This window comes from Geothermobacter ehrlichii, from assembly GCF_008124615.1.
In the GTDB taxonomy this organism is placed as follows: Bacteria; Desulfobacterota; Desulfuromonadia; order Desulfuromonadales; family Geothermobacteraceae; genus Geothermobacter; species Geothermobacter ehrlichii.
The window spans coordinates 487,251-499,217 of the sequence record NZ_VNIB01000001.1 but is presented as its reverse complement, the minus strand read 5'-3'; the positions used below and the strand labels follow the sequence as shown (position 1 = coordinate 499,217).

At 63.3% G+C, this 11,967-nt stretch carries 9 protein-coding genes; all 9 read right to left on the bottom strand.

All coding sequences use genetic code 11. The annotated features are described in order from the left end of the window. Positions 1-91 precede the first annotated feature (91 nt). Positions 92-568 (bottom strand): transcription elongation factor GreA, encoded by a 477-nt coding sequence (gene greA / locus EDC39_RS02450; RefSeq protein ID WP_148894512.1) that lies wholly within the window; start codon positions 566-568, stop codon positions 92-94. Positions 569-657: 89 nt separating this feature from the next. After that, complete coding sequence (gene carB / locus EDC39_RS02445; RefSeq protein WP_148894511.1) at positions 658-3,912, bottom strand: carbamoyl-phosphate synthase large subunit; 3,255 nt, start codon at positions 3,910-3,912, stop codon at positions 658-660. Between the two features lie 62 nt (positions 3,913-3,974). Then, entirely contained in the window at positions 3,975-5,105 is a 1,131-nt protein-coding gene (gene carA / locus EDC39_RS02440) for a glutamine-hydrolyzing carbamoyl-phosphate synthase small subunit (protein WP_148894510.1), read from the bottom strand. Positions 5,106-5,189: 84 nt separating this feature from the next. Then, positions 5,190-6,467: a dihydroorotase gene (locus tag EDC39_RS02435; protein WP_148894509.1), complete on the bottom strand. Its 1,278-nt coding sequence runs from the start codon at positions 6,465-6,467 to the stop codon at positions 5,190-5,192. 25 nt (positions 6,468-6,492) lie between these two features. After that, on the bottom strand, positions 6,493-7,434 hold the full coding sequence (locus EDC39_RS02430; protein WP_148894508.1) for an aspartate carbamoyltransferase catalytic subunit: 942 nt from the start codon (positions 7,432-7,434) through the stop codon (positions 6,493-6,495). A gap of 17 nt (positions 7,435-7,451) precedes the next feature. After that, complete coding sequence (gene pyrR, locus EDC39_RS02425) at positions 7,452-7,988, bottom strand: bifunctional pyr operon transcriptional regulator/uracil phosphoribosyltransferase PyrR (protein ID WP_148894507.1); 537 nt, start codon at positions 7,986-7,988, stop codon at positions 7,452-7,454. A 203-nt stretch (positions 7,989-8,191) separates the two neighbouring features. Beyond that, entirely contained in the window at positions 8,192-8,857 is a 666-nt protein-coding gene (gene lepB / locus EDC39_RS02420) for a signal peptidase I (RefSeq protein ID WP_148894506.1), read from the bottom strand. Continuing rightward, on the bottom strand, positions 8,854-10,659 hold the full coding sequence (lepA, locus tag EDC39_RS02415) for a translation elongation factor 4 (protein ID WP_148894505.1): 1,806 nt from the start codon (positions 10,657-10,659) through the stop codon (positions 8,854-8,856). Before lepA ends, lepB begins: the two co-directional genes overlap by 4 nt. 107 nt (positions 10,660-10,766) lie before the next feature. Then, entirely contained in the window at positions 10,767-11,849 is a 1,083-nt protein-coding gene (locus EDC39_RS02410; RefSeq protein ID WP_148894504.1) for an aminopeptidase, read from the bottom strand. Positions 11,850-11,967: the final 118 nt, after the last annotated feature.

Below are 11,967 nucleotides of genomic sequence, written 5' to 3'. Positions count from 1 at the left end.
ACATCAGACGGCAAAGGCGAAGCCCAATCGCTTCGCCTCTGTCGGTTTCGTCAGCAAAAACCGGCGCTTGCAGCGCCGCTCGGCACGCCGATCATTCGTAGCGAATGTCGGTGATTTCGTAGACCTTGACCCCTGAAGGGACCCGGATCTGCACCTCGTCGTCGACCCGGTGGCCGATCAGGGCCTTGCCGACCGGCGAAGTGACGGAAATCTTCCCTTCCTTGATGTCGGCTTCGTCCTCGCCGACAATCTGGTAGGTCACCTCGACCTCGGTTTCGGTATCGAACAGGGTGACCGTGGCGCCGAAGACGATCTTGTCGCTGTCGATCTGCGCCGGATCGATCACCTGGGCCCGGGCAATCTTGTCGTTCAGCTCCTGGATGCGTCCCTCGATAAACGCCTGCCGATCCTTGGCGGCCTCGTATTCGGCGTTTTCCGACAGGTCGCCGTGGCTTCGGGCCTCGGCGATGGCGTCGACGACCCGGGGACGTTCTACGCGGATCAGATGCTTCAGCTCCTCCTGGAGCCGTTCATAACCGGCTCGGGTCATCGGAATCTGACTGGACATGGGGCAAACCTCTACAAAAATTGATTGGGCGGGATAACCCGCCCAATGTTTCCGTCACGCTAAACAAATGAACACGCCCGAAGGGCGTGTCAACCGGCATAATACTCCTGCAACGGCTTGACGTCAAGACTTTCCTGGCGCATGGCCAGGATGCCGTCGACAGCCGCCCGGATGCCAGCCACGGTGGTGAAGTAGGCCACGTTGTACATGAGGGCGGTGCGACGGATCGAATAGGAATCGGCCACCGACTGGGCGCCGAAGGTGGTATTGAAGACCATGGCGATTTCATGGCTCTTGATGGCATCGACGCAGTGCGGCCGCCCTTCCTTGACCTTGTTGACGACTTCGACCGGAACTCCCCTTTCGGCGAGGAACTGGGCCGTACCGCGGGTGGCGATCAGGCTGAAACCGGCCTCGACCATCCTGCGGACGGGTTCGAGAATCATCTGCTTGTCGTCATCCTTGACGCTGACGAAGATCTTGCCGGAAACAGGCAGATTGACGCCGGCGCCGAGTTGCGCCTTGGCGAAGGCCTTGCCGAAATCGCGGTCAACCCCCATGACCTCGCCGGTCGACTTCATCTCCGGTCCCAGCAGGGTGTCGACGCCGGGGAACTTGACAAAGGGGAAGACGGCCTCCTTGACCGAAATGTAGTCGGGAACGATATCGCCGGACACGCCCAGCTCGCTCAGGGTCTTGCCGGCCATCAGCCGGGCGGCGATCTTCGCCAGCGGCCGGCCGGTCGCCTTGGAGACGAAAGGCACCGTCCGGCTTGCCCGGGGATTGACCTCGAGCAGGTAGATTTCGCCGTCCTTGACCGCGAACTGGATGTTCATCAGTCCGACCACGCCGAGTTCGAGGGCCAGTTCGATGGTCTGGCGGCGAATCTCCTCGACGATGGCCGGATCGAGGGAGTACGGCGGCAGGGAGCAGGCCGAGTCGCCGCTGTGAATCCCCGCCTCTTCGATATGCTGCATGATGCCGCCAATGACCACGTCCGTGCCGTCGGCCAGGGCGTCGACATCGATTTCGGCGGCGTTCTCCAGAAACTTGTCGACCAGGATCGGATGCTCCGGCGACGCCTTGACCGCGTGGGTCATGTAGTTGCGCAACGATTCGACGTCGTAGACGATCTCCATCGCCCGGCCGCCGAGCACGTAGGAGGGGCGGACCACCACCGGGTAGCCGATCTTTTCGGCGATTCTTTCGGCCTCGTCGGTCGAACGGGCGGTCCCGTTGTCCGGCTGTCTGAGCCCGAGCTTGTGCAGCAGCGCCTGGAAGCGCTCTCTGTCCTCGGCCCGGTCGATGGCGTCCGGGCTGGTGCCAATGATCGGCACCCCGGCCTTCTCCAGGGCCACCGCCAGTTTCAGTGGCGTCTGGCCGCCGAACTGGACGATGACCCCTGCCGGTTTCTCCACCGCGACGATCTCGAGCACGTCTTCCAGGGTGAGCGGCTCGAAGTAGAGCCGATCCGAGGTGTCGTAGTCGGTCGACACCGTCTCCGGATTGCAGTTGACCATGATGGTCTCGTAGCCGTCTTCGGCCAGGGCGAAGACGCCGTGCACGCAGCAGTAGTCGAACTCGATCCCCTGCCCTATCCGGTTCGGACCGCCGCCGAGAATCATGATCTTGCGCCGGTCGCTCGGCTGGGCTTCGCATTCTTCCTCGTAGGTGGAATAGAGGTAGGGGGTGTAGGCCTCGAATTCGGCGCCGCAGGTATCGACCCGCTTGTAGACGGGACGGACATTCAGCTGCTGCCGCAGCTGGCGCACGTCGGCCTCGGTCAGACCCCAGAGGGTGGCCAGCCGGGCATCGGAAAATCCGTACTGCTTGGCCTCGCGCAACAGGTCGGCGAAGGCCTCGTCCCGGCGGGCGACCAGGTCGGCGCTTTCGGTCAGCCGGCGCTCCATCTCGACGATCTGGCGGATATTGTTGAGAAACCAGGGGTCGATGCCGCTCAAGCGGTAGATCTCGTCGATCGACCAGTTGGCCCGCAGGGCGTCGGCCAGATACCAGATGCGCTCCCAGTTGGGAACCCGCAGCTTCTCCCGCAGCAGTTCGTACTCGGCCTGGGTCAGTTCCCGCCTGCTCTCCTCGACCGAGGCGAAGATGCGGCTTTCGAACCCGTTCGAGCCGATCTCGAGTGAGCGCAGGGCCTTCTGCAGGCTCTCCTTGAAGGTACGGCCGATGGCCATCACCTCGCCGACCGATTTCATCTGGGTGGTCAGCGTCGCGTCGGCCTGGGGGAACTTTTCGAAGGTGAAGCGCGGCACCTTGGTCACCACGTAGTCGATGGTCGGCTCGAAGGAGGCCAGGGTTTCCCGGGTAATGTCGTTCGGAATCTCGTCCAGGGTATAGCCGACCGACAGCTTGGCGGCGATCTTGGCGATGGGGAAACCGGTCGCCTTGGACGCCAGGGCGGACGAGCGGGAGACCCGCGGATTCATTTCGATGACCACCAGCCGTCCGTCCCGGGGATTGATGGCGAACTGGATGTTGGAACCGCCGGTATCGACACCGATCTCGCGGATGATGGCGATGGCGGCGTCGCGCAGAATCTGGTACTCCTTGTCGGTCAGGGTCTGGGCCGGGGCGACGGTGATCGAATCGCCGGTATGCACCCCCATGGCGTCGACGTTTTCGATGGAACAGATGATCACCACGTTGTCGGCAACGTCGCGCATCACCTCCAGCTCGTATTCCTTCCAGCCGATGACCGACTCCTCGATGAGAATCTCCGAGGTCGGCGAGGCGTCGAGGCCGGCAAGGGCCATCTGCTCGTACTCCTCGCGGTTGTAGGCGATGCCGCCGCCGGTGCCGCCGAGGGTGAACGACGGCCGGATGATGGCCGGGTAGCCGACATGCTCGATGATCTCCATCGCTTCCTGGAAACTGTGGGCCAGCCCCGACCGGGGAACCTCGATCCCGATTTTCTTCATCGCCTCCTTGAACAGGGTGCGGTCTTCGGCCTTTTCGATGGCCGGCAGCTTGGCACCGATCAGCTCGACGCCGTACCTGTCCAGTGTTCCATCCTTGGCCACGGCGACGGCGGTGTTCAGCGCCGTCTGGCCGCCGAGGGTGGGCAGCAGGGCGTCGGGCCGCTCTTTTTCGATGATCTTGCGCAGCGAGTCGGGGGTGACCGGCTCGACGTAGGTGCGATCGGCGAAGCCGGGATCGGTCATGATGGTCGCCGGATTCGAGTTGAGGAGAACGACCTCGTACCCCTCCTCTTTCAACGCCTTGCACGCCTGGGTGCCGGAATAGTCGAATTCACAGGCCTGACCGATGACGATCGGACCGGCGCCGATGATGAGTATCTTTTTCAGATCTGTCCGTTTGGGCATGGTTTATCCTTCTTGTCGGCACCTGCCGAACTCGATAAATAACTTCAACTATGTTCCGTAACCTACGCTGTTTTCAGACTTTTCCAGTCTTTTATCATTCGGATGAATTCGTCGAAGAGATAGTTGGCGTCGTGCGGCCCCGGCGAAGCTTCCGGATGGTACTGGACCGAGAAGAGAGGCATGGTCCGGTGCCGCAATCCCTCGACGGTGTTGTCGTTGAGATTGACATGGGTAATCAGCGCGTCATCCCGCAGTGAGTCGGCGTCGACGGCAAAGCCATGGTTCTGCGAGGTGATCTCCACGTTCGGCCCCGCCCCCCTGCGTACCGGCTGGTTGCCGCCGCGATGACCGAACTTGAGCTTGTAGGTCCGGCCGCCGAGAGCCAGGGAGATCAGCTGGTGCCCGAGGCAGATGCCGAACAGGGGGACCTTGCCCATCAGCTGGCGGATCGTTTCCTGGGCATAGGTGACCGGTTCGGGGTCGCCGGGACCGTTGCTGAGAAAGACACCGTCCGGGTTCATGGCCAGTACGTCCTCGGCGGACGTGGTGGCCGGCACCACGGTCACTTCGCAGCCCCGGGCGACGAAATTGCGCAGGATGTTGCGCTTGATGCCGAAATCGAAGGCGACCACGCGATAAGCGGTCTCGCCGGCATCGGCATAGCCGGTCCGCAGGTCCCACAGCCCCTCGGTCCAGGTGTAGGGCTCGCTGCAGGTCACCGTCCGGACCAGGTCCTGGCCGACGATGGAGGGAGCGCCGGCGGCTTTGGCCACCAGGCTCTCCGGATCGCTGTCGAGGGTCGAGATGATGCCCGTCTGCGCGCCCCGGTCGCGGATGTGCCGGACCAGGGCGCGGGTGTCGATCCCCTCGATGCCGACAATGCCGTTCTCCTTCAGGTAGGCGTCCAGGCTCATGGTCGAGCGCCAGTTCGACGGAAAGCCGCAGGCCTCCCTGACCACGAAACCCCGCAGGTGCGGCCGGTCGGACTCGACATCCTCCGGATTGATGCCGTAGTTGCCGATCTGGGTGTAGGTCATGGTGACGATCTCACCGGCATAGGAGGGGTCGGTCAGGATCTCCTGATAACCCGTCATGCTGGTGTTGAAGACCACCTCTCCCGTGACTTCTCCGGGCGCGCCGATGGAACGCCCATGAAAGACCCTGCCGTCGGCCAGGGCCAGAATCGCTTTCATGTCGGTGCTACTCCTCAATGCGTTGATTGATTTCGACCAGGCTCTCGCGCGCCTGGCGCAATCGTTCCTTGTCCCCTGCCCCTGCTAGCCTTCGCGCCGAAAGGCGACGTTGCCGCCGACGATGGTCGCAACGGCGGCGCCCTTCATCCGCCAGCCGCCGAAGGGGCTGTTCTTGCTGCGGGAATGCAGCTTTTCCGGCTCGACGGTCCATTCGAGGTCCGGATCGATGACGGTAACGTCGGCCGGTTGCCCCTTGGCGAGGCTGCCGCCGGCGAGCCCCAATGCCCCGGCCGGGCCGCAGGTCAGCAGGGCGATGGCCCGTTTCAAATCGATGACCTTCTCCTCCACCAGCTTCAGGGTCAGCGGCAGGGCGGTTTCCAGTCCGACAATGCCGTTCAGCGCCAGGTTGAACTCGACGTTCTTCTCGTCGAAGTGATGCGGCGCGTGATCGGTGGCGATGGCGTCGATGGTGCCGTCGGCCAGCCCTTCGCGGATCGCCGCCAGATCGTCTTCGCTGCGCAGCGGCGGGTTCATCTTGGCGTTGGTGTCGTATCCCCGCACCGCCTCGTCGGTCAGGGTGAAATGATGCGGCGTCGCCTCGCAGGTCACCCTGACACCCCGCTTCTTGGCCTGGCGGACAATCTCCACTCCGCCCCGGGTGGAGATGTGGGCGACGTGCAGGCGGCCGCCGGTCAGCTCGGCCAGCATGACGTCACGGGCGATCATGGCGTCCTCGGCCACCCAGGGAATCCCCTTGAGCCCGAGCTCGGTCGCGACGAACCCCTCGTTCATCACGCCGTCACCGACCAGGGAAAGCTCCTCGGCGTGCGAGATGATCGGCGCGCCGAAGGGCCGGACATATTCCAGCGCCCGGCGCATGACGCTGCCGTTTTCGACCGGGCGGCCGTCGTCGGAAAAACCGACGACCCCGTTTTCGGACAGCTCGCCCATCTCGGTCAGGCTCTCCCCCTTGAGCCCCCTGGTGATGGCGGCGATCGGATAGACCCGGCAGTGCCCCACTTCCCCGGCACGAGCCTGGATGTAACGGGTGACCGCCAGGTTGTCGTTGACCGGCTGGGTGTTCGGCATGCAGGCGACGGCGGTGAAACCGCCGGCTACGGCGGCCAGGGTGCCGCTGGCGATATCTTCCTTGTATTCCAGCCCCGGGTCGCGCAGGTGGACGTGGATATCGATCAGGCCGGGGACGACCAGCTTGCCGGCGGCGTCGACAACCTCGTCCGCCTCAAGCTCGAGACCGGCTCCGGTCTCGGCGATGATGCCCCGGTCGATGAAGAGATCGAGCTGGGCGTCGACATCGTTTCCGGGATCGACGACACGACCGTTCTTGATCAGCAGGCTCATGGCTTTCTCCTTTTGCAGAGCGGAATCATTCGTTGGCCGGGGCTTCGCCGCCAGCGACCAGGTAGAGCAGCGCCATGCGCACGGCGACGCCATTTTCGACCTGGTCGAGAATGACATTCTGCGGTCCGTCGGCAACGCTCGAGGCGATTTCGACGCCCCGGTTCATCGGCCCCGGATGCATCACCAGGGCATCGGGCCTGGCCAGCTTCAGTTTCTCGGGGGTCAGTCCGTAAAAACGGCTGTACTCGCGCAGACTGGGCAGCAGCGGACCGCCCCTGGACTGGCGCTCGAGCTGGATGCGCAGCATCATCACCACATCGGCTCCTTCGACCGCCGCCTCGAGGCTGTCGCAGACTGTCGCCCCCAGCCGGTCGATGCCGGGCGGCAGCATGGTGCCGGGGCCGGAAAGCCGCACCCGGGCACCGACCCTGGTCAGGGCGTACAGGTTGGAGCGGGCGACCCGGCTGTGCGTGATATCGCCGACGATCGCCACTTCCAGCCCTTCGAGACGCCCCTTCTTTTCGCGCATGGTGAAAAGATCGAGCAGAGCCTGGCTCGGATGTTCATGGGCGCCGTCGCCGGCATTGACCACCGAACAGTCGAGCCGCTCGGCGAGGTAGTGCGGCGCGCCGGAGGCGCCGTGGCGCATGACGATGATGTCGGGATGCATGGCCTCGATGTTGCGCGCCGTATCCTCGAGGGTTTCGCCCTTGACCACCGACGAACTGGACGCCGAAATGTTGATGGTGTCGGCGGACAGCCGCTTGCCGGCGATTTCGAAGGATGTGCGGGTGCGGGTGCTGGCCTCGAAAAAGAGGTTGATGATCGTCTTGCCGCGCAGGGTCGGCACCTTCTTGATCTCCCGGGTGTTGATCTCCTTGAAGCTTTCGGCGGTATCGAGGATGTAGAAAATATCCTCCCGCGACAGCTGTTCGATACCGAGAATGTGCTTGTGGCCGAACGACATCTGCTCCTCCCCTGCCCTCAATGTTTGATCAGGCGCACTTCGCGCGGCTGATGATTGGCGTCGAACTCGACTTCGATATCCTCTTCCCGGGCCGTCGGCACGTTGCGCCCGACATAATCCGGCCGGATGGGCAGCTCCCGGTGCCCCCGGTCGACCAGCACCGCAAGCTGGATGTTGCGCGGCCGTCCCAGATCGATGATGGCGTCCATGGCGGCGCGGATGGTGCGGCCGGTAAAGAGGACGTCGTCGACCAGCACCACCTTCTTGTCGTCGATATCGAACGGAATGTCGGTGCGGCCGACCGGCAGGCTGCCCCGGCTGCCGATATCGTCCCGGTACATGGTGATGTCGATCGCTCCGAGGCCGATCTTCTCGCCTTCGATGACGGCGATGCGCCGGGCCAGTTCGGCGGCCAGGTGGTCGCCGCCGGCCCGGATGCCGACCAGAACGAGGTCTTCGGTCCCCTTGTTGCGCTCGAGAATCTCGTGCGCTATGCGAGTCAGGGCCCGTTCGATGCCGGACTGATTGAGTATGACGGTCGTCTTTTCAGGCATGGAAATCTCCCCGTGGATGGGCGTGCGACGGCATAAAAAAATACCTCTCCGCCAGGCGGAAAGGCATTCGGACACACTTGGAGGGTCTGTTCGCTTTCATTCGGCCACCTTTGTCAACCTCACGGGATCGACTTAAAAGGAGGAAACGTTCGCCGCGAACTATAACAGCCCCGCCAGGGGGCGTCAACCGTTCAGTTCGGCGTTTACTCGATGGGCTGCCCGATACGGCTCCAGCGGGGCAGATGGCGCTCGGAGTCCCATGACCAGTACTTGATGAAGGCCAGGCCGAGAATCTTCTCTTTCGGCACGAAGCCCCAGAAACGGCTGTCGTAGGAGCGGTCGCGGTTGTCCCCCATCACGAAATAGTGGCCGGGCGGAACCCTGACCGGCTTCATGTTGTCGCGCGGGCCGTACTGCGGACCGACAATGCCCTCTTCCTTGTGCACTTCCTGGGGGATCTGGTAGAGCTTGCCGTTGACGTAGACCTTCTTGTCGCGGATTTCGATCACGTCGCCGGGCAGGCCGATGACCCGCTTGATGAAATCGCGCCGCTGCAGCCAGGGTTTGTAGGCGTCACGGGGAAACTCGAAAACGATGACGTCCCCGCGCTTCGGCCCGCGGATGGCGAAGTAACGTTCGTCGGCAAAGGGGACCTGGATGCCGTAGATGAACTTGTTGACCAGCAGGTGGTCGCCGATCAGCAGAGTGTCTTCCATAGACCCGGAAGGAATCTTGAACGCCTGGATGACGAAGGTCCGGATGATGATGGCGAGAATGGCGGCCACCAGCAGCGCCTCGCCGTACTCGCGCCACCAGGGTTTCTTGACGATGTCGATGTCCTGCCGTTGCTTCCGGAAGAAGAGCTTCATTTCTGTTCCTTGACCTTGAGTATGGCCAGAAAGGCCTCCTGCGGCAGCTCGACGCTGCCGACCTGCTTCATGCGCTTTTTGCCCTCCTTCTGCTTTTCGAGCAGCTTGCGCTTGCGGGTGATGTCGCCGCCGTAGCACTTGGCGGTGACGTCCTTGCGCAGGGCCTTGACGGTTTCGCGGGCGATGACCTTGTTGCCGATGGCGGCCTGCAGGGCGACCTCGAACTGCTGCCGGGGAATGAACTCCTTCATCCGGGCGACCAGCTCGCGGCCTCGAAACTGGGCCTTGTCCCGGTGCACGATGAGGGAGAGCGCGTCGACCACGTCGCCGTTGACCAGGATGTTGAGACGGACCAGCGAGCTTTCCCGGTAGTCGAGCGGTTCGTAGTCGAGGGAGGCATAGCCGCGGGTGATCGACTTGAGCCGGTCGAAGAAATCGAGCACTATTTCGTTCAGGGGCAGCTCGTAGATGATCATCACCCGGTTGGCGGTCAGGTAGCGGATCTCCCGCTGCACGCCCCGTTTCTCTTCGCACAGGGCCAGCACGGCGCCGACGAACTCGTTGGGAACGTGAATCGAGGCGAGGATGAAGGGCTCCTCGATCTTTTCGATGTACTGAACGTCGGGCAGCTTGTTGGCGCTCTCCACCTCGATCAGCTCGCCCTTGGTGGTGGTCACCCGGTAGACGACGGTCGGAGCGGTGGTGATCAGGTCGACGCCGAATTCACGTTCGAGCCGTTCCTGGACGATCTCCATGTGCAGCAGACCGAGGAAGCCGCAGCGAAAACCAAAACCGAGGGCCATGGAGTTTTCCGGCTCGAAGCTGAAGGAGGAGTCGTTGAGCCGCAGTTTCTCCATGGCGTCGCGCAGCAGGTCGTAATCGCCGTTGTCAATCGGGTAGAGACCGGAAAAGACCATCGGCTTGACCTGCTTGAAGCCGGGCAAGGGGGCGTCGGCCTGCCGGGCCTCGTGGGTGATGGTGTCACCGACCCGCGCATCCTGGACATTCTTGATGCCGGCGATGACGAAGCCGACCTCGCCAGCGCCGAGCTCGTCGACCGTCATCGCATGGGGAGCGAAGACACCGAGTTTCAGAACCTCATGGCTGCGACCGGTCGACATCAACCGGATCCGGTCACCCTTGCGGATCCGGCCGTCGAAAACGCGCACCAGGGCGACGGCTCCCTGGTAGGAATCGTACCAGGAATCGAAGATCAGCGCCTTGAGCGGTGCCTCGGGATCGCCCTGCGGCGGCGGGATGCGCTTGACGATCGCCTCGAGAAAATCCTCGATGCCGGTCCCTTCCTTGGCGCTGGCCAGAACGATGTCGCTGGTGTCGAGACCGATGATCTCCTCGATCTCCTCGCAAACCCGATCCGGCTCGGCGCTGGGCAGGTCGATCTTGTTCAGCACCGGGAAGACCTCGAGGTTCTCGTCGATCGCCAGATAGACGTTGGCCAGGGTCTGCGCTTCGACGCCCTGGGAGGCATCGACCACCAGCGTGGCCCCCTCGCAGGCCGCCAGCGAGCGGCTGACTTCGTACGAGAAATCGACATGCCCCGGAGTGTCGATGAGGTTGAGCACGTAGGTCTGCCCATCGCGCGCCTGGTAGTTGAGGCGGACGGCCTGGGCCTTGATGGTAATGCCGCGCTCCCGCTCCAGGTCCATCTTGTCGAGGAACTGGTCGGTCTTCTCCCGCTCCGAGAGGGTGCCGGTCACCTCGAGCAGACGGTCGGCCAGGGTCGACTTGCCGTGGTCGATATGGGCGATGATGGAAAAATTGCGGATGAACTGCTGATCCATGGAATTCACTTGCCTGGAATGTCGTTCGGGCCTTTGCACAAGTATCAGAACATAAAAAAAATTCCGGAGACTGTAAAGGAAAAGCGAACGGCGAGGTGCAGATTCCGTCAGTGGCCGGCGGCGGCGCGCAACTCCGGCGACCGCTGACGCCGTTGCCAGAAGGTCATGACCCGACGCCGTTCGGCGGCAGGCTGCCCGGCGATGGTGCGGACCTGCCGGTAGAGGGCCTCGAGATCGCCGCCGTTGGCGGTCAGCAGGTGCCGGAAGGCGGGAACCAGGTCCTGGTAGGTCGCCAGCATGACGAAACGGGCATTGTTCAGCCTCTCCGGCTGAAGCCAGTCGGCAAGTTTCGCTCCGTGCCTGGCGGCGATAGCGGCCGCCCGGGCGGCGAAGGCGGCGAAAAGCCTCTTCTTCTCCCGCCGCTTGGCGGCGGCATCCAGGTCGCTGTGGTAGAGAGCGTCGAGCCGGTCGCGGATTTGCCGAGCCAACTGGTGAATCGCGTCCGTCAGCTCGAGCCGCCGCCGGTAGCGGGCCAGTTCATCGCTTCGCCCCTGTTTTCGCAGCCAGCGGCTGACGCCCTCGATCTCGAAGAAGCGGGCAAAGGATTCACTGAAGCCGGCATCGTCGGCGACATAGAGCAGCCGATGGCTCAGCTCGTGAAAGATCAGGCCGGCCAGGTCCGCGTCCGATCTGTCGACGAAGGTGTTGAGTACCGGGTCGTCGAACCAGCCGAGGGTCGAATAGGCGGCCACGCCGCAGGTCAGAACATCGTTCCCCCGGGCCGCGAGCCGGTCGGCGAACGCCAGCGCCGCCTGTTCGGAAAAGTACCCGCGATAGGGAACGCAGCCGACCACCGGAAAACACCAGCGGAGCGGTTCAAGCGAAAATTCGGGCGTGGCCACCACGTTCCACACGGCATAGGGACGGTTCAGGTCGGCGTAGGTACGATAACAGCCTTCCACGGGCAGATGCAGTTCGTCGGCCGCAAAGTTACGCAGCCGCAGAACCAGCTCCAGTTTCCGCCGCAGGGCGGGCTCGAGCTCGGAGTCCGCCAGCAGCTGACTGATCTCTTTGCGGGCCAGAAGGATGCGGCACTGGCCGGTGATGCTCTGCAGGTAGTAGGAGGCATCCGTGCAGCCGGACAGCAGCAGACAGAGCAGCGGCAGAAGGCAGCGGGCTGTTTTCCTCATGCTCTGCAGTTTACGACACCCGGCACCACGGGAACAGGGGCATCTTTGTCCTTGCCTCCGGGCGGCGGTGGCTATATAAACACTAGGCCTGAATCGGCGAGCTCATTACCGGCGCACC